At 63.7% G+C, this 18571-nt stretch carries 17 protein-coding genes; 11 read left to right on the top strand and 6 right to left on the bottom strand.

The window, feature by feature from the left end; all coding sequences use genetic code 11:
• Positions 1–13: 13 nt before the first annotated feature.
• Positions 14–763 carry an outer membrane protein gene (locus ABIA90_RS09910; protein WP_161495873.1) on the top strand — a complete coding sequence of 250 codons (750 nt, stop codon included), beginning with the start codon at positions 14–16 and terminating at the stop codon, positions 761–763.
• Between the two features lie 12 nt (positions 764–775).
• Here ABIA90_RS09910 and ABIA90_RS09905 read toward each other — a convergent pair whose 3' ends face one another.
• On the bottom strand, positions 776–1366 hold the full coding sequence (locus tag ABIA90_RS09905; protein WP_028159994.1) for a PadR family transcriptional regulator: 591 nt from the start codon (positions 1364–1366) through the stop codon (positions 776–778).
• Positions 1367–1561: 195 nt separating this feature from the next.
• Between ABIA90_RS09905 and ABIA90_RS09900 the strand changes: the two genes are divergently transcribed.
• From ABIA90_RS09900 to ABIA90_RS09885, 4 genes are all read left to right on the top strand, one after another.
• A complete protein-coding gene (locus ABIA90_RS09900; RefSeq protein ID WP_028151642.1) occupies positions 1562–1948 on the top strand; it encodes a nuclear transport factor 2 family protein in 387 nt (128 codons plus the stop codon).
• Positions 1949–1988: 40 nt separating this feature from the next.
• Positions 1989–3779, top strand: coding sequence for an acyl-CoA dehydrogenase C-terminal domain-containing protein (locus ABIA90_RS09895; RefSeq protein WP_354118693.1), 1791 nt, complete (start codon positions 1989–1991; stop codon positions 3777–3779).
• 69 nt (positions 3780–3848) lie between these two features.
• Positions 3849–5057 (top strand): acetyl-CoA C-acetyltransferase, encoded by a 1209-nt coding sequence (locus tag ABIA90_RS09890; protein ID WP_354118692.1) that lies wholly within the window; start codon positions 3849–3851, stop codon positions 5055–5057.
• A gap of 150 nt (positions 5058–5207) precedes the next feature.
• Positions 5208–7421, top strand: a complete 2214-nt coding sequence (locus ABIA90_RS09885; RefSeq protein WP_354118691.1) for an FAD-dependent oxidoreductase — start codon at positions 5208–5210, stop codon at positions 7419–7421.
• Between the two features lie 450 nt (positions 7422–7871).
• Here ABIA90_RS09885 and ABIA90_RS09880 read toward each other — a convergent pair whose 3' ends face one another.
• From ABIA90_RS09880 to gstA, 3 genes are all read right to left on the bottom strand, one after another.
• On the bottom strand, positions 7872–8180 hold the full coding sequence (locus ABIA90_RS09880) for a hypothetical protein (protein ID WP_354118690.1): 309 nt from the start codon (positions 8178–8180) through the stop codon (positions 7872–7874).
• 199 nt (positions 8181–8379) lie between these two features.
• The gene (locus ABIA90_RS09875; RefSeq protein ID WP_354118689.1) at positions 8380–8724 is read right to left on the bottom strand and encodes a hypothetical protein; all 345 of its coding nucleotides are present in this window, start codon (positions 8722–8724) and stop codon (positions 8380–8382) included.
• A gap of 122 nt (positions 8725–8846) precedes the next feature.
• Positions 8847–9461, bottom strand: coding sequence for a glutathione transferase GstA (gene gstA / locus ABIA90_RS09870; protein ID WP_071916910.1), 615 nt, complete (start codon positions 9459–9461; stop codon positions 8847–8849).
• A gap of 127 nt (positions 9462–9588) precedes the next feature.
• Between gstA and ABIA90_RS09865 the strand changes: the two genes are divergently transcribed.
• The 3 genes from ABIA90_RS09865 to ABIA90_RS09855 all read left to right on the top strand — a co-directional run bounded on the left by ABIA90_RS09865 (position 9589) and on the right by ABIA90_RS09855 (position 12234).
• A complete protein-coding gene (locus ABIA90_RS09865; RefSeq protein WP_014498535.1) occupies positions 9589–10083 on the top strand; it encodes a MarR family winged helix-turn-helix transcriptional regulator in 495 nt (164 codons plus the stop codon).
• 101 nt (positions 10084–10184) lie between these two features.
• Positions 10185–11555 (top strand): glutamate--cysteine ligase, encoded by a 1371-nt coding sequence (locus ABIA90_RS09860; RefSeq protein ID WP_038933719.1) that lies wholly within the window; start codon positions 10185–10187, stop codon positions 11553–11555.
• 112 nt (positions 11556–11667) lie between these two features.
• Positions 11668–12234 carry a PAN domain-containing protein gene (locus ABIA90_RS09855; protein ID WP_071916912.1) on the top strand — a complete coding sequence of 189 codons (567 nt, stop codon included), beginning with the start codon at positions 11668–11670 and terminating at the stop codon, positions 12232–12234.
• A gap of 42 nt (positions 12235–12276) precedes the next feature.
• On the opposite strand, the gene ABIA90_RS09850 is transcribed toward ABIA90_RS09855, so the two are convergent.
• Positions 12277–12510: a hypothetical protein gene (locus ABIA90_RS09850; RefSeq protein WP_354113370.1), complete on the bottom strand. Its 234-nt coding sequence runs from the start codon at positions 12508–12510 to the stop codon at positions 12277–12279.
• 205 nt (positions 12511–12715) lie between these two features.
• Between ABIA90_RS09850 and ABIA90_RS09845 the strand changes: the two genes are divergently transcribed.
• The 3 genes from ABIA90_RS09845 to ABIA90_RS09835 all read left to right on the top strand — a co-directional run bounded on the left by ABIA90_RS09845 (position 12716) and on the right by ABIA90_RS09835 (position 16491).
• On the top strand, positions 12716–15232 hold the full coding sequence (locus ABIA90_RS09845) for a glycogen/starch/alpha-glucan phosphorylase (RefSeq protein WP_354118688.1): 2517 nt from the start codon (positions 12716–12718) through the stop codon (positions 15230–15232).
• A 97-nt stretch (positions 15233–15329) separates the two neighbouring features.
• Positions 15330–15671, top strand: a complete 342-nt coding sequence (locus ABIA90_RS09840) for a hypothetical protein (protein ID WP_354118687.1) — start codon at positions 15330–15332, stop codon at positions 15669–15671.
• Between the two features lie 4 nt (positions 15672–15675).
• On the top strand, positions 15676–16491 hold the full coding sequence (locus ABIA90_RS09835; RefSeq protein ID WP_354118686.1) for an acyl-CoA thioesterase: 816 nt from the start codon (positions 15676–15678) through the stop codon (positions 16489–16491).
• A gap of 242 nt (positions 16492–16733) precedes the next feature.
• Here the strand turns inward: ABIA90_RS09835 and ABIA90_RS09830 are convergent, their stop codons facing one another.
• On the bottom strand, positions 16734–18350 hold the full coding sequence (locus ABIA90_RS09830) for a phosphoenolpyruvate carboxykinase (RefSeq protein WP_166345764.1): 1617 nt from the start codon (positions 18348–18350) through the stop codon (positions 16734–16736).
• Between the last annotated feature and the right edge of the window lie 221 nt (positions 18351–18571).

Raw genomic sequence — 18571 nt, 5'->3', positions numbered from 1 at the left:
ATTGTTGGCTGACATGAAAAGGTTGCTCGTGGCCGCGATGGCGGCCGGACTGGCATCGCATGCCGTTGCCGCCGATGCCCCGGCGGCAGCGCCTGCGGTGAAGGCACCGGCGCCCGCGGGATACAATTGGACCAGCTGCTATGTCGGCATCCAGGGCGGCGGCAACTGGGGCAAGAGCGAGCATGTCCGGCGCGCCGGCGACGACTCCGGGCCAACGATCACAGGGACTTTCAATCTCAGCGGTGCTGCCGTCGCGGGCGGTGTCTTCGGCTGCGATTTCCAGATCGAAAAGACCGTGCTCGGCTTCGAGAACGACGCGTCATGGACCAACCAGCACGGCAAGGTGCAGGATCTGCCGCCCTTCAACGTCGGGGTGACGAGCGGCACGCGGGAAAAATGGATCGATATGTTCCGCGGCCGTGTCGGTTATGCGCTCGATCAGTTCCTGATCTATGGCACGGCCGGTATCGCCTTCGCGGGCACCGAGGTCACCGTGTCCAACCAGGTGGTGCAGGTCACCAGCTCCCAGACCCGCACGGGCCTGGCGGCCGGGCTCGGTGGTGAATGGGCGGCCTATGTCGATACCTGGGGCGCCGTGACTCTCAAGCTCGAATATGTGCACGTCGATTTTGGCAGCAAACGATATGTCGATCCGCCGATCAGCGGCGCCGTCACGCGCGACGTCAGGCTGACGGACGACATCGTCCGCGCCGGCGTCAATGTCCGGTTCAACTGGGATAGGCCGGTCGTCACGAAGTACTAGGGCTGCGCAGGCTCAGCCCTTCCCCTCGCGCTTGCCGTCCTCCAGCGGCACGACCGTGCCCTTGCCGCTCATCGCCGATAGCGCCTGGAGCGCCTCCTCGCAGAAATCGGCCACCATCTGCTCGTGGCGCGCACCGAGCTGAAGCAGCAGCAGATTGCCGAGGTCGAGCACGCCCGACGCCGAGCCCTCCGGAAATCGCTTCTTGAGGATCCGCTCGTAATTCTCGTGCCGGTCACGGTGGTGCTCCAGCCGGGCCATCAGATCGGTGCGCATGGGCTCGATGTCGATGCTGTCGAGCGCGTGCAGCCGCACCAGCAGGTCGTCCTTGATCGAGGGCGGCGTGCTCGGCCGCGCGGCCCAGTGCCGCAGCGCTGTTCGGCCCTCGGGAGTCAGCGTATAAATCAGTTTGTTGGGCTTTCCTGACTGCACGACCTCGCGGCCCTGGATGTAACCACGGTCGCGCAGCTTGGAGAGTTCGCGGTAGATTTGCTGGTGGTCGGCTTTCCAGAAGAAGCCGATCGAGGAATCGAATGTTTTGGCGAGCTCGTAGCCCGTCATCGGACGTTCCGTCAGGCATGCGAGGATTGCGTCGCCGAGCGCCATGGCACCAGCTCCCTTTCGAGGTCCCGACCAATTGACTTGACTTTATGCGCATCGGTGCATATGCGTCAATGTGCATATGAGGCGGGCTTCAGACCCGCCCTTATCGGCCATCGCGCTACTGTGCATGGGGTTGTTTTCGCGTTTTTGCCAAGGCCTTTGATCAAGAAGGCCTTTGACTAAGGGAGGCACCTGAGAATGACCGGCCTCGATTCCTGGTACGCCTTTATGAAGTCCCACGACCGCGCCGCGCTCTGGGACCTGCTCCATCCTGACGCCGTGTTCGAAAGCCCCGTGGTGCATTCGCCACAGCGCGGCCGCGACATCACCTTCAAATATCTCGCCAGTGCCGAGAAGGTGCTCGGCGGTCCCGGCTTCACCTATGTCGGTGAGTGGAAAAGCGCCAATGGCGCGGTGCTCGAATTCAAGAATGTCATCGACGGCATCGAGATCAACGGTGTCGACATCATCACCTTCGATGCCGAGGGACGCATCACCCATTTCAAGGTGATGGTGCGTCCGCTCAAGGCGATCAACATGCTGCACCGCCTGATGGCGGAGCAGTTGGCCGCCGCCCAGTCATAAGCCAACATCATCACTTCAGACCGCCTGCCGGGAGACCATCATGCCGATCTATAAAGCCCCCGTCGAAGACGTGAACTTCCTGCTCAACGACGTCTTCCAGATCGATCGCTACGACAATCTGGCCGGCTTCTCCGATGCGTCGAGCGACGTGCGCGAAGCCATTCTCGGCGAAGCCGCGAAGCTTGCGGAAGAAGTGCTGCAGCCGCTCAACCGTGTCGGCGATCTCGAAGGCTGCAAGCGCGCCGATGACGGCAGCGTCACCACGCCGAAGGGCTTCAAGGACGCTTTCAAGCAAGTGGCAGAGGGCGGTTGGCTTGGCCTGTCGGCGCCGACCGAGTTCGGCGGCCAGGGCCTGCCGGTGACGCTGAGCCAGGCGGTCAACGAATTCCAGATCTCCGCCAATATGGCGTTCTCGATGTATGGCGGCCTCACCATGGGCGCGACCGCGGCGCTGATCGTGCACGGCTCGCCCGAACAGAAGCAGACCTACGTGCCGAAGATGGTGGCGGGTGAGTGGACCGGCACCATGAACCTGACCGAGCCGCATTGCGGCACCGATCTCGGCATGCTCCGCACCAAGGCGGTCCGCCAGCCTGACGGCAGCTTCAAGATCACGGGCACGAAGATCTTCATCTCGGCCGGTGAGCATGACCTCGCCCCCAACATCATCCACCTCGTGCTCGCCCGCATCGAGGGCGCACCCGCCGGCATCAAGGGCGTGTCGCTGTTCGTGGTGCCGAAATTCCTGGTCAATGCCGATGGTTCGGTCGGCGCACGCAACGGCGTCGTGTGCGGTTCGATCGAGCACAAGATGGGCATTCACGGCAATTCCACCTGCGTGATGAACTACGACAGCGCCACCGGCTGGCTGATCGGCGAAGAGAACAAGGGCATGCAGGGCATGTTCGTGATGATGAACGAGGCCCGCCTCGGCGTCGCCGTTCAAGGTCTCGCGCAGTCCGAGGTCGCCTATCAGAACGCGGTCGCCTATGCCCGCGAGCGCATCCAGGGCCGCTCGCTGACCGGCGTCAAGGCGCCCGACAAGCAGGCCGACCCGATCATCGTGCATCCCGACGTGCGCCGCACGCTGCTCTCGATCCGCGCCTTCAACGAGGCCGCGCGCGCCTTCGTGATGTGGACCGCGCTGAAGAGTGACGTCGCCCATCGCTCCGAAGACCCCAAGGACCGCCAGGCCGCCGACGACCACATGGGCCTGATGACGCCCGTGCTGAAGGGCTTCCTCACCGATTACGGCTTTGCCAACGCGGTGCAGGCGCAGCAGATGTATGGCGGCCACGGCTACATTGCCGAGCAGGGCATGGAGCAGTTCGTGCGCGATGCCCGCATCGCCATGATCTATGAAGGCGCCAACGGCATCCAGGCGCTCGACCTCGTCGGCCGCAAGCTGCCGCGCGACGGCGGCCGCGCCATCATGGCCTTCTTCGGCGAGGTCATGGCCTTCGCCAAGGAGAACGGCGGCGACGAGGCGCTCAAGCCGTTCATCACCCCGCTCTCGGCCTCGCTCGGCCATCTCCAGCAGGCTACGACCTGGCTAATGCAGAACGCGATGGCGAAGCCGGACAATGCGGGCGCTGCCGCAACCGATTACCTGCATCTCTTTGGCTTCGTCGCGCTCGGCTACATGTGGGCGAAGATGGCGAAGGTGACGCAGGCGAAGATTGCCGCGAGCGGAGCGACGCCCTATCTCTCGACCAAGCTCGTCACCGGCCGTTTCTTCATGGAACGCATGCTGCCGGAGACCGCCGCCAATCTCGCGCGCATCCAGGCCGGCTGCGCCACCATCATGGAACTGCCGGCGGAAGCTTTCTGAGGCTTCCCGCTTCGCCAATGATCCGACCGCGCCGCGGTCGTAACCAATAACTGCAATCAGGAGGCTCCCATGGCAGATGCCTATATTTACGACCACGTCCGAACCCCGCGCGGCCGCGGCAAGGCGGACGGCGCGCTGCACGAGGTGACCGCGCTCGCGCTCGCCACCGTGCCGCTGAAGGCGCTGAAGGACCGCAACAATCTGCCGGAAGATTCCGTCGACGACGTCGTGCTCGGCGTGGTCGACCCCGTCGGCGAAGCCGGCAGCGACATCGCGCGCTTCGCCGCGCTCAAGGCCGGCCTCGGCGAAGCCGTGCCCGGCGTGCAGATCAGCCGCTTCTGTGCTTCCGGCCTCGACGCCGTGAATTTTGCCGCAGCCCAGGTGATGAGCGGCCAGCATGAGTTGGTGATCGGTGGCGGCGCCGAATCCATGAGCCGCGTCGGCATCGGCGCCTCCGGTGGCGCCTGGCCGATGGACCCGTCGATGGCGGTGCCGGCCTACTTCATGCCGCAGGGCGTCTCGGCCGATCTGATCGCCACGAAATACGGCTTCTCGCGCGACGACGTCGACGCCTATGCCGTGCAGAGCCAGCAGCGCGCCGCCAAGGCCTGGGACGAGGGCCGGTTCAACAGGTCCATCGTGCCCGTGAAGGACATCAACGGCCTCACCATCCTCGCCAAGGACGAGCACATGCGTCCCTCGACGACGATGCAGTCGCTGGCACAGCTCCAGCCGTCGTTCACGATGATGGCACAGATGGGCGGCTTTGACGGCGTCGCGGTGCAGTCGCACCCGGAAATCGAGCGCGTCAACTACGTGCACCACGCTGGCAACTCGTCTGGCATCGTCGACGGCGCCGGCGCCGTGCTGCTCGGCAGCAAGGAAGCGGGTAGCAAGTACGGCCTGAAGCCGCGCGCCAAGATCCGCGCGTTTGCCAATGTCGGCTCCGAGCCGGCGATGATGCTGACCGGTCCGGTCGACGTCACCGAAAAGCTGTTCGCGCGCTCGGGCATGAAGAAGTCGGACATCGACCTGTTCGAACTCAACGAGGCCTTTGCCTCGGTCGTGCTGCGCTACATCCAGGCCTTCGACATCGACAACGCCAAGATCAACGTCAATGGCGGCGCCATCGCGCTCGGCCATCCGCTTGGCGCGACCGGCGCGATGATCCTCGGCACCGTGCTCGACGAGCTCGAACGCACCAACAAGGCGACCGCCTTGGTGACGCTGTGCATCGGCGGCGGCATGGGCACCGCGACCATCATCGAGCGCGTCTGACTTCGTAGGGTGGGCAAAGCGAAGCGTGCCCACCACTGACGTCTCAGCAAATGATGGTGGGCACGGCGCAAGAGCGCCTTTGCCCACCCTACGAGATCTTAAGTCAACCGCCGCGCCTGAAATCGGCTGCGGCACCGAGGAGCAACCAACATGGCTTACAAGAACTTCAAGGTTGAAACCGACGCCGACGGCATCGCGCTCGTCACCTGGGACATCCCGGGCCGTTCGATGAACGTGCTCGACGAGACCTCGACCAGCGAGCTCGATGCGATCGTCAAGGAAACCACGGCCGACGCCGCCGTGAAGGGCGTCGTCATCACCTCCGCCAAGGAGGCGTTCTGCGCCGGCGCCGATCTGTCGATGCTCGAGGGCATGAACCAGGCCTACGCCAAGGTCTTGAAGGAGCAGGACGAGACCGCCGCAAACCAGATGCTGTTCGACCAGAGCCGGCGCTTCTCGCAGGTGCTGCGTTCGATCGAGACCTCCGGCAAGCCGTGGGCGGCCGCAATCAACGGCCTCGCGCTCGGCGGCGGTTTCGAGATCACGCTGTGCTGCCACTATCGCGTCGCGGCGGAAAATCCCAAGACGCGCCTCGGCCTGCCCGAAGTCAAGGTCGGCCTGTTCCCCGGCGCCGGCGGCACGCAGCGCGTGCCGCGCCTGGTGCCGCCGCAGGACGCGATGACGATTTTGCTCAAGGGCGATCCGGTCACCGTCGAGAAGGCCAAGCAGCTCAATCTGATTCACGCGATCGTTCCCGCAGCCGACCTCATCAAGGCGGCGAAGGACTGGATCAAGGGCGGCGGCAAGGCCGTCGCGCCCTGGGACGAGAAGGGCTTCAAGCTGCCCGGCGGTCCGGTGTTCTCCAAGGCCGGCATGATGATGTTCCCGGCCGGCAACGCGATCTATCGCCGCGAGACCTACGACAATTATCCGGCCGCGCGCGCGATCATGAGCTGCGTCTATGAAGGCCTGCAGCTGCCGATCGACGCGGCGCTGCGCGTGGAGTCGCGCTACTTCACCTCGGTGCTGCGTTCGAAAGAAGCAGCCGCGATGATCCGCAGCCTGTTCCTGTCGATGCAGGAGTTGAACAAGGGCGCGCGCCGTCCGAAGGACGTAGCCCCGACCAAGGTGAAGAAGATCGCCGTGATCGGCGCCGGCTTCATGGGTGCGAGCGTCGGCTACGTCTCGGCCCGCGCCGGCCTCGACGTCGTCCTGATCGACCGCGACCAGGAGAGCGCCGACAAGGGCAAGGCGCATGCGCAGAAGGTGATCGAGGAGCAGATCAAGAAGGGCCGCGCCAAGCCCGGTGACGCCGACGCGCTGCTCGCGCGCATTGCGCCGACTGCCGATTATGCTGCACTCAAGGACGTCGACCTCGTCATCGAGGCCGTGTTCGAGGATCGCAAGGTCAAGGCTGATACCTTCGCGAAGGCGCAGGAGCATATGAAGCCGGACGTGATCTTCGCGTCGAACACCTCGACGCTGCCGATCACCTCGCTGGCCGAGGGCTTCAAGGACCAGGGCAAGTTCGTCGGCATCCACTTCTTCTCGCCGGTCGAGAAGATGATGCTGGTCGAGATCATCAAGGGTAAGAACACCGGCGATCTCGCTCTGGCGACCGCGCTCGACTACGTCCGGCAGATCGGCAAGACGCCGATCGTCGTCAACGACAGCCGCGGCTTCTTCGCCAATCGCTGCGTCGGCCGCTATGTCGCCGAAGGCAACGAGATGTTCCTCGAAGGCGTGCCGCCGGCGATGATCGAGAACTGCGCCAAGATGGCCGGCATGCCGGTCGGTCCCCTCTCGCTCTCGGACGAAGTCGCACTCGACCTCGGGCTCAAGATCATGAAGGCGACGGAAGCCGATCTCGGCCCGAACGCCATCAACCCCGATCAGAAGAAGCTGATGGTGGAGATGGTCGAGAAACAGGGCCGTCTCGGCCGCAAGAACAGCAAGGGCTTCTACGACTACCCCGAGAAGGGCAAGGGTCAGAAGAGCCTGTGGCCGGGCCTCTCGGCGCTGCAGCCGAAGCAGCTCGACCCTGACACGCTCGACATCGAGGAGCTGAAGCAGCGTTTCCTGGTGGTGCAGGCGGTGGAAGCCGCGCGCACGGTCGAGGACCACGTCATCACCGACCCGCGCGAGGCGGATGTCGGCTCGATCCTCGGCTTCGGCTTCGCGCCGTTCACCGGCGGCACGCTGTCCTACATCGACTTCATGGGAACGAAGAAATTCGTCGAGCTCTGCCACAAGCTGGAGGCGAAGTACGGCTCGCGCTTCACCCCGCCGAAGCTTCTCGAGGAGATGGCCGCGAAGGGAGAAACCTTCTACGGCCGCTTCGCGCCGAAGAAGGCCGCGGCCTGATCACCCAAGATCATTTGAGAAAGAAGGCCGGATCGTCGATCCGGCCTTTTTGTTTGGGGAGACGTCATCACGGTTGCGTCAGATTTGTTCCCGGCTTGTGGAACCAGTCACAGAATTCGCGTAGGACCCGTGTCAGAGTCCCCCGCTGCCGTGGTGTCGCGCAATTGTCATAGGCGTATCGAAGCGGCGCCGTTCTTTTGCTCGGCCCTGGCACTAGTCTTGCTCCGGGTCAGGGTTCCGAATCCGGTTGGGACACTTGCCGAGCCATCGGCAGGTTGAAGACAAAATAAGAAAGTATCCTTGATGAACTCTTTGGTGCTGCGGAAGACCGCGCTCGGTCGCGATCTCACCGCGAAATATGCTGTTGGACCCGCCACTCCCCGCCTCTCGCCGCAACAGAAGCCGGCGCGCCTGCGCCGCAAGGGGCCGATGCTTTGGGCCGCTTTGGCGTTACTTGTGCTGGCGGCGGATTTTATGCTGGCTTCCCTCGCCTGGCTCGCCGTCGACTTCGTCATGGGCTGAGACCGCCCGCGCGTGCAGCAGGTAGGCCGCCGCGAAGTAGGCGAGTTGGCAGGCGGCAAGACAGATGGCGATGACGGTCACACCCGCCATCATGCCGAATTCGTAAGCGCGAAGAATGATTGCCGAGAAAACTGCGATCGCCGGCGCAATCAATATCAGCGCCCAGATCCTGAAAGCATAACCTGTCGCTATTCCCACCAATGCACTTGCGACGATCAGGACCAAGGCAATCGTCAAGTTCAACTCCGATGAAATAATCCTCTAACAATTCCGCCAAGCTCGCGCGCTTTACGGGTACTGACAAGACAGCACTACTTACATTCGGCGAACAGTAGTTCATAAGTCTAATGATAGGTACGATGATCCGGCGAGATGGGTTCGCGCCCAGCCCGCCCGAGGGCAAATAAAACGGGCCGGATCGACGATCCGGCCCGTTTTATTTGCGGTCTCCGAGCGGCGCGAACGCCCGGCCCGAGACCGCATCGTCGGCAAGACTCGCTCTCCAGCTGCCTTCATCGCCACGGCCAATGCGCACCTCGAAGCGCCAGCCATTCTGGTTGGTGAAGGCGATGTCCGTTCCGCCCTTCTTCCTGGCATAGCTGCACGGATATTCGGTCGGCCGATCGGGAAAGACGATTTTTCCTTCCTTGCTCTCGAACACGGCCGAGGTGACCTGCGGATGGATCATGAAGATGCAATTGCGCTGCGGCAGGTCCGGCGTCGACAAGCCAAGCATCGCGAGCGGCGCGCCCGCGGCGGTCATAAGGACGATCATGTTCATCGCGGCGGCTGTCCCATGGAGGTGCTCCGCGATTTCGACGTGGCCGCCGATCGAATGGTTCACAATGAAAAAAAGGCCGGATCGTCGATCCGGCCTTTCGATTGTTGCATCTTGCGATGCGCTTACTTCGCCTGCGCAAGGCCTTCCTTCTTCAGCGCCTCCTGCACCTGCGGCCGCGCCGCGACGCGAGCCTTGTAGGCGGTCAGGTTCGGCATGGCCGAGAGGTCGAACTTCATCCGATCGCCCCAGGTCAGCATCGTGAAGAGATAGCCGTCGGCCACCGTGAACTGCTTTCCCATGAGGTAGTCGCGGCCGGCGAGCTGGCTGTCGATGTATGTCAGCTTGCCCATGACGCGGTCCCTAAAGAAGGCCTTGGCCTCGTCGTTCAGCGCCGGCGCGAACAGCGGTCCGAAGCTCTTGTGCACCTCCGAGGTGAGGAAGTTCAGCCATTCGAGCAGCTTGTAGCGCTCGGAGCTGCCGTGAGCTGGCGCCAGCGCCTTTGCTGAAGCCTGGTCGGCGATCATCTGGACAATGACCGGGCCTTCGGTCACGATCTCGCCGCTGTCGAGGCCCAGCGCAGGGACCTGGCCCTTCGGGTTCAGCTTCAGATAATCCTCACCATTTTCGAGCTTCTTGGCCCGGATATCGACCTTGACCAGCTCATAGGGCAGGCCGGCTTCCAGGAGTGCGATGTGGGGGGACAGGGAGCAGGCGCCGGGCGAGTAATAGAGTTTCATGGAATTTCTTTCTCTTGACGCTTGGTTGGGGCGAAGGAACGCCTACATGCATTTGCATCCAATAGTCAAGATTGATGCAGGTGCATTGAGTGAGGTAAGAGACGGAACGACGAGCTTGAGCGGGACCATGAAACGCAAACCATCGACCGAGGCAACTTCGGCCTGGATCCGCCTGATGCGGGTGCAGAGCCGCGTGCTCGATTGCGTCGAGCAGGACTTGAAGAAGGCGGGGTTCCCGCCGCTGGCCTGGTACGACGCGCTGCTCGAATTGTCGCGGGCGCCCTCGGGTGAGCTGCGGCCGGTGGAACTCGAGCGGCAAATGCTGATCCCGCAATACTCCACCTCGCGCCTGATCGACCGCTTGGTCGACGAGGGACTCGCCTCCCGGCGCGAATGCAAGATCGACAAGCGCGGCCAGTTCGTGGAGATCACGGAAGCTGGCCGCGAGTTGCAGAAGCGGATGTGGGGCGCCTATTCGGCCGCGATCGAAAAGTATGTCGGCTCGAAACTGTCCGATGCGGATGCCGTCAAGCTCAGCGGTCTGCTCGACCGTCTCGGCTGCTCGTGCGGCGAGATGAAACTGCCGCCCGTCCACGTCAACGAAACCACGCCGTCGCGATGATCGTGCGGCACACCAGCTCGTCCGTGCACCCCCTGGGTTCGCGGACCACCCCGTCACCCGCGCGCCTTCGATCGAAGCGCCCTTTTTGATTAGAGTTTGATATGGCGCGAGACCAGATCGATATGACGCCGCTGCAGTCGCGCGACGAGCTCGTCGCGTGGTTCGAGGCCGGCTGCAAGGACCCGTCCGAATTCCGCATGGGCACCGAGCACGAGAAGACGCCGTTCACGCTCGAAGGCCACCGTCCGGTGCCTTACGAGGGCGCACGGGGCATCGGCGCGCTGCTCGAAGGCATGAAGCTCCTGCTCGGCTGGGAGCCGATCATGGAGAAGGGCAACATCATCGGCCTCTACGACGTCACCGGCGGCGGCGCGATCTCGCTCGAGCCCGGCGGACAGTTCGAGCTCTCCGGCGCGCCGGTCGAGAACGTGCATCAGACCCAGAGCGAGCTGATGGCGCATCTGGCGCAGGTGCGCGAGATCGCGACCCCGCTCGGCATCGGCTTCCTCGGGCTCGGCATGACGCCGTCCTGGTCACGCGCCGACATCCCGGTGATGCCCAAGGGCCGCTACAAGATCATGACCAATTACATGCCGAAGGTCGGCCAATACGGCCTCGACATGATGTACCGGACCTGCACGGTGCAGACCAATCTCGACTTCTCCTCCGAAGCCGACATGGTCAAGAAGCTGCGCGTCTCGCTCGCGCTGCAGCCGGTCGCGACCGCGCTGTTTGCCAATTCGCCGTTCACCGAGGGCAAGCCGAACGGCTTCCTGTCGTTCCGCTCCGAGATCTGGCGCGACACCGACAATGCGCGTTCGGGCATGATGCCGTGGGCATTCGAGGACGGCATGGGTTTCGAGCGCTATGTCGACTACGCGCTCGACGTACCCATGTATTTCGTCAAGCGCGACGAGGATTACATCGACGTCTCGGGCTCCTCGTTCCGCGCCTTCTTCGACGGCCGCAACAACAATCTGCCCGGCGAACGCCCGACGCTGTCGGACTGGGCCAACCATCTTTCGACGATCTTCCCGGAAGTGCGCCTCAAGCGCTATCTCGAGATGCGCGGCTCCGATGGTGGCCCGTGGGGCCGCCTGCCGGCGCTATCGGCGTTCTGGGCCGGGCTGCTCTACGACGATGTGTCGCTCGATGCCGCGTGGGACCTCGTGAAGCACTGGACCGCGCATGAGCGCCAGGCTCTGCGCGACGACGTGCCGCGGTTCGGCTTCAAGGCGCGGATCAAGGACCGCTATCTGTTCGAGATCGCCAAGGAATGCCTCGTTCTGGCCCATGCCGGCCTGCGCCGCCGCGGCCGGATCGACCAGCTCGGCCGCGACGAAACCCGGCATCTGGAGCCGCTCGATCGCATCATCGATTCCGGCCGGACCCCGGCCGAGGAGATGCTGGAGAAGTTCAACGGCGCCTGGAACGGCTCCGTGGAACCGGCCTACGCGGAATACGCGTTCTAGGCCAGAGGCCGACGACCAGGACCTGAGCCGTTCATCGCCCATACAGGTTTGCGGCGATCAAATGACCGGCTGAAAAAACCTGAGCGCCGTCAATAACTCGAAAGCTGTTCCAATGGGGAAGGGCCGCCTGCGTGGGGCCGTCATGGCAAGCGTCGTGGCCTGCGCCACGTTGCTTGCGCTCGTGTTTGCGAGCGCGCCTGCGCGCGCCCAGACGGCGTTCGACCGTCCCGGCGGCGACTATTTCAGCTCGCCGGTGACGTCAGGTGACCCCGAGGATTGCGCGCTGCAGTGTGAGCGTGACCGCCGCTGCCGCTCCTGGAGCTTCAACTATCCCGACGTCGAAGGCGGCTCGGCAGTGTGCTGGCTCAAGAACACGGTGCCGCCGCGTGTCCCGGGCAGCTGCTGCATCTCCGGTGTGCGTGGCGCCGGCGTGATCGAGCCGCGGATCGAAGGCGTTGAAACGTCGATCGACCGCCCCGGCGGCGACTTGCGCAATTTCGAGATCAAGGACGGCGAAGGCGAAGAGGCCTGCAAGGCCGCCTGCATCGCGGACAACAAGTGCCGCGCCTTCACCTATTCCCGTCCCGGCTACACCGGGCGTGAAGCGCGCTGCTTCCTGAAAAAGGAAATCAAGCCGCCGCGCCGCAAGGCGGGCTTCACGTCGGGCGTGGTCAGATAGCGCGCAGCGCCTTCACGCGCGGCGAATCCAGCGACCCGCTCCTCAATTCGCCGCCGACACCAGCCTGTCCCCACACGCATTCGCGTAGAACTTGCCGCCGCATTGGCGCTTGATGGCGGCGCAGCGCACCGCGGGAGACGCATTTTCCGGAACGCTGAAGCCGCAGCTCAGGCCATCGGCACTGCGGCCCGTCTTGCCGGCGGCAAAGGCGGCGCTGGAGGCGGTGATGCAGACGACGAGGAAGGCTGCGGCGGCGATTTCGATCAGCAGTCTCATGGACGTTTCCTCCACACTGATGGCTGAATCGGCCCTCAATCTAGCACCGAATCTGCATCTCTCCGTACGCTTCCGGGTTCCCAAATCGGCCCGTTCCTTGCATAAATTTACGCCAGCGCAGTGCACGGCCGCGCCAGGGATGGTTCCGGTGCAGGGGCAAGACGCGTAGAGTTAGTGGTGTTCTCGCGACCAGGAAGTGACGGCCTTGCAAGATCAATCGTTCCAGCCAAGTTTGCCGGCCTCCGGCCAGCCCATCGACGAGCTCGCGCTGGCTGACGTCAAGGGCGCGATCCTGGCGAAGCTGCGCCTTGCCATCGGCAAGGATGCGGGCATGGCCACCAAGCACGACTGGTACCAGGCCGCAGCGCTCGCGTTGCGCGACCGCATCGTGCATCGCTGGCTCACGGCCGAGAAGCACAGCTACGATGCGGGACGCAAGCGCGTCTATTATCTCTCGCTCGAATTCCTGATCGGCCGCCTCTTCACCGACGCGCTGAACAACATGGGGCTGCTCAAGATCTTCGAGGTCGCGCTCGGCGATCTCGGCGTGTCGCTGCCTGAGCTCCGCAAATGCGAGCCGGATGCCGCGCTCGGCAATGGCGGCCTGGGGCGGCTCGCCGCCTGCTTCATGGAGAGCATGGCTACGCTCTCGATCCCCGCGATCGGCTACGGCATCCGCTACGATTACGGCCTGTTCCGCCAGATCATCAATCAGGGCTGGCAGCAGGAATATCCGGACGAATGGCTGAGCTTCGGCAATCCCTGGGAATTGCAGCGGCCCGAGGTGATCTATCACGTCCATTTCGGCGGTGGCGTCGAGCATGTCGACGACAAGGGCCGCGACCGCGCGATCTGGCATCCGGCCGAGACGGTGCAGGCGATCGCCTATGACACGCCGATCGTCGGCTGGCGCGGCCAGCACGTCAACGCGCTCCGCCTTTGGTCGGCACGCTCGCCCGATCCGTTGAAGCTCGACGCCTTCAACAAGGGCGACTATGTCAGCGCCAGCGCCGAGCAGTCGCGCGCGGAAGCGATCTGCAAATTCCTCTATCCGAACGACGAAAGCCCGGCGGGCCGCGAGCTGCGGCTGCGCCAGGAGTATTTCTTCGTCTCCGCCTCGCTGCAGGACCTGGTCAATCGCCACCTGACCTCCGACGGCCAGCTTCGCAGCCTCGCGATGAAGGTCGCGGTCCAGCTCAACGACACGCATCCGAGCCTCGCCGTCACCGAGCTGATGCGCATCCTGGTCGACCTGCACAATTTCCGCTGGGACGAGGCCTGGAAGATCACGGTCGCAACGCTGTCCTACACCAACCACACGCTGTTGCCCGAGGCGCTGGAGACCTGGCCGGTCGAACTGTTCGAGCAGTTGTTGCCGCGCCATCTCGAGATCATCTACCGCATCAACGTGCAGCATCTCGCGCTCGCCGAAGCGCGCGCGCCCGGCGACATCGATTTCCGTGCCTCGGTTTCGCTGATCGACGAGAGGAGCGGACGCCGCGTGCGCATGGGCCAGCTCGCCTTCGTCGGCTCGCACCGCATCAACGGCGTCTCGGCGATGCATTCGGACCTGATGCGCGAGACCGTGTTCCACGATCTCAACCATCTCTATCCCGGCCGCATCACCAACAAGACCAACGGCATCACCTTCCGCCGCTGGCTGATGCTGGCGAATCCGAAGCTGACCGACCTGCTGCGCGAGATCTGCGGCGAAGCCGTGCTCGACGATCCGACCCAGCTCAGCCTGATCGAAGCCCGCGCCAGCGACGTCGAATTCCAGAAGAAGTTCCGCAGCGTCAAGCTGCACAACAAGACCGCGCTGGCGCGCCTGATCGGCGAGCGGCTCGGCATCAAGGTCGATCCAACCGCGCTGTTCGACGTGCAGATCAAGCGCATTCACGAATACAAGCGCCAGCTCCTCAACATCATCGAGACGGTGGCGCTGTACCAGGCGATGAAGGACGATCCCAACGGCAACTGGGTGCCGCGGGTGAAAATCTTCGCCGGCAAGGCGGCGGCGAGCTACCGCTACGCAAAATTGATCATCAAGCTGGTCAACGACGTCGCGGACGTCGTCAACAACGATCCCGCGATCGGCGGCAAGCTCAAGGTCGTCTTCCTGCCCGACTACAATGTCAGCCTTGCGGAGGTGATCATTCCCGCGGCCGATTTGTCCGAGCAGATCTCGACCGCCGGCATGGAGGCCTCCGGCACCGGCAACATGAAGCTGTCGCTGAACGGCGCGCTCACCATCGGCACGCTCGACGGCGCCAACATCGAGATCCGCGACCATGTCGGCGCGGAGAATATCGCGATCTTCGGCATGGAGGCCGGCGACGTGATGATCCGCCGCAAGCAGGGGCTGGATGCGTCCGACGTGATCCGCAATTCGCCAAAGCTCCAGCGCGCCATCAATGCAATCGGCACCGGCGAGTTCTCACCCGGCGATCCCGGCCGCTTCGAATCAATCGCGCACGCGCTGCGCTATCTCGACCATTACATGGTCAGCGCCGATTTCGATTCCTATTACGAAGCCCAGCGCAGCGTCGACGCACGCTGGCAGGTGGCGCCGGCCTGGACGCGCGCCTCCATCCTCAATGTCGCGCGCATGGCCTGGTTCTCCTCGGACCGCACCATCCGCGAATATGCCGAGGAGATCTGGAACGTGCCGGTCAATCCGACCACGCCATTGCTGCCGGATCTGCGCGACGTCGCGGGCTGATTTTCCGCAACGTGAAATCGGCGTTACCTGCGAGGTTATTGATTTGGCAGGATAAGCATCATATTACGGCTTGAGCTTTTTCTGGCCGGAGTCGATCGTGCCCGTCGGCGAGTATACGAGCCCGGATGGGCAGCTTCGATTGCTGGTCATATGTCCCGACGGGGACTGGACGCTGGGGTTGGACGGATTCTCCTGGCACACGCACGGCAGCATCCTTGCCAGTCTTTCAGGCAAGGACGAGGAAGCTGCCATCGGCGACTTCGTCGCCGATCTGATCAGCGGCAAGAGTATCATTGCGCTGAAGCGCATAGGAGGCTCCGTCGCGGATGCCTGGGTCACAGATGATCCGGCAGACGATGTTTTGAGTTCGCAGCAATATGGCCCTGGTGATGAGACGATGGAGTTTCGTCGTTGGGACGGAAGCTCAGTAGAGGTCTAATCCCATGCACGCCAAGCTCCCGCACCCGTTCGACGACGCCACCCGCATCACCGCCGGTGACAGCAGCTGGCAGGGACACACCAGCGACGACTACTGGGCCTTTGTCGGCCCGTTCGGCGGCGCCACGGCCGCGACCATCCTGCGCGCACTGATCGACCATCCGCAGCGCGCCGGCGATCCGCTGGCCCTCACCGTCAATTACTGCGCGCCGATCGCCAAGGGGCCGTTCGATCTGGACGCGCGGCTGGTGAAGGCCAATCGCTCCAGCCAGCATTGGAGCGTCGAACTGTCGCAGGGCGGCGGCGAGGTCGCAACGCTCGCCACCGCCGTGTTCGCCGAGCGCCGGCCCTCCTGGGAGCACAGGGTGGCGCAATATCCGGACGCCACGGCGTTCGAGGCAACGCTGCCATTCCCAAAGATCTCGGCGTCCTGGGCCAACCAGTATGAATTCCGCTTCGTCGAGGGCGAGATGCGGATCGGCCCCCCGCAGACCGAGCTCGCTGGCACCTATTCCAAGCTCTGGATCGGCGACCGCACGCCGCGCAAGCTCGACATGCTGTCGCTGATGTCGATGTCGGACGCCTTCTTCGGCCGCATCTTCCACGCCAGGCGCGAGCTGGTGCCGTTCGGCACGGTGTCGCTGACGACGTATTTTCACACCGGCAGCGAGGAGCTCGCCGCCGAGGACATCACGCGCGTGCTCGCGACGGCCGATTCGAAGATCATGCACAAGAGCTACGCCGATCAGAACGCCGAGCTGTGGTCGCCGAACGGCAGGCTGCTCGCGACCACGACGCAGATCGCGTATTTCAAGGCGTGAGGTCTCGCACCGGTGTCGTCCCCGCGAACGCGGGGACCCATAACCACAGGGAGTAATTTGGCGAAGACTCGTAGTGACCCTTTCTTCTTCACCGGTACTTGTACTGCACTCCCTCGATAGATCACGCGGTATGGGTCCCCGCGTTCGCGGGGACGACATCGAATGTGTGGTTCACGCAAGTGGCTACAAACAAAAAGGGCGGCCTCGCGGCCGCCCTTTTGCATTGAAGACAGAGCGAGAGATTACTCCGCCGCGAGCTTCACGTCCGGCGCGGCCGCGCGCACTTCGGCGTCGACCTGGGCTTCGAACTTGGCAAAGTTCTTCTGGAACATGCCGACCAGCGCGCGGGCGGTCTTGTCGAACTCGTCCTTGTCCTTCCAGGTGTTCACCGGATTCAGGATCTCGGCCGGCACGCCCGGCAGCGCGGTCGGGACCGCGAAGCCGAAATATTTGTCGGTGCGGAATTCGACGTTGCGAAGCGAGCCGTCGAGCGCGGCGGTGAGCAGCGCGCGCGTCACCTTGATCGGCATGCGCGAGCCGGTGCCATACTTGCCGCCGGTCCAGCCGGTGTTGACCAGCCAGCAATCGACATTGTGCTGGGCGATGAGGTCGCGCAGCATGTTGCCGTAGACGCTGGGGTCGAGCGGCAGGAAGGGCGAGCCGAAGCAGGTGGAGAATTCCGGCTGCGGCTCGTTGCCGAGACCGCGCTCGGTACCGGCAACCTTGGCGGTGTAGCCGGACAGGAAGTGATACATCGCCTGCGCCGGCGAAAGCTTTGCGATCGGCGGCAGCACGCCGAAGGCGTCGGCGGCGAGCATCACCACGTTCTTCGGCTGCGGCGCGCGGCCGGTGCGCGAAGCGTTCGGGATGAAGTCGAGCGGATAGGCCGAGCGCGTGTTCTCGGTCTTGGAGCCGTCGTCGAAATCGACAACGCGGGTGTCTTCGTCGAGCACGCAGTTTTCGAGCACCGCGCCGAAGCGGGTCGAGGCGGCGTAGATCTGAGGCTCGGCCTCCTGCGACAGCTTGATGCACTTGGCGTAGCAGCCGCCTTCGAAGTTGAACACGCCGTTCGGGCCCCAGCCGTGCTCATCGTCGCCGATCAGCGTGCGGTTCGGATCGGCCGACAACGTGGTCTTGCCGGTGCCTGATAGCCCGAAGAAGATCGCGGTGTCGCCATTGGCGCCGACATTGGCCGAGCAGTGCATCGGCATCACGCCGCGCTCGGGCAGATAGTAGTTCAGCGTGGTGAAGACCGACTTCTTCATCTCGCCGGCATAATAAGACCCGCCGATCAGGACGATCTTGCGGGCGAAATCGATCGCGACGACATTCTCCGACTTGCAGCCGTGGCGTTTCGGATCGGCGCGGAAGCTCGGCATGTCGATGATGGTGAGCTCCGGCGTGAAGCTCGGCAGCTCGACCGCCTCGGGGCGGATCAACAGCGTACGGATGAACAGCGAGTGCCAGGCGAGCTCGGTGAACACGCGGGTCTTGATCCGGTAGGCCGGATCGGCGCCGCCATAGAGGTCCTGCGCGAACAGGCTCTTGCCTTCGGCGTGCTTGAGGAAGTCCTGGTAGAGCGTCTCGAACTGCTCTGCGGTGATCGACTGGTTGCCGGCCCACCACATCTTCTTGTCGGTGGTGGCGTCACGCACCGTGAACTTGTCCTTCGGGCTGCGACCGGTGAACTCACCGGTGTCGGCGCAAAGCGAACCGTCTGCCGACAGCACCGCCTCGCCCGCGGAAAGCGAGTATTGATAGAGTTGCGGCGCGCCGAGGTTCCAGTGAACCCGTTTGAGATTCTTTAAGCCGAATTTGTCGGCACCGAAGGCACCGTTGCGCACGCCCGTCTCTTGCACGAAAAATCCTCCTAGAACCCGCGACACTCAGCGCGACCAAGCTTTGGCGCCATCGCAGTCACCGTGAATTATAGGCCGTCCGGCCTCGGTTGAGCGACGTAATAATGGTGAACGCTGGCGTTGCCAAGCCGATCTCGCAGGATTTGGTTTATTCAAGGACCGCGCCAAATGCCGCGCATGTCAGCTCTGAGCGAGCGTATCAAAAAAATACGAATGATCGC

The organism is Bradyrhizobium sp. LA6.8 (assembly GCF_040547935.1).
Lineage (GTDB): Bacteria > Pseudomonadota > Alphaproteobacteria > Rhizobiales > Xanthobacteraceae > Bradyrhizobium > Bradyrhizobium barranii.
Note: the sequence above shows the minus strand (reverse complement) of the source record. Positions and strands in the feature narration are given on the sequence as shown.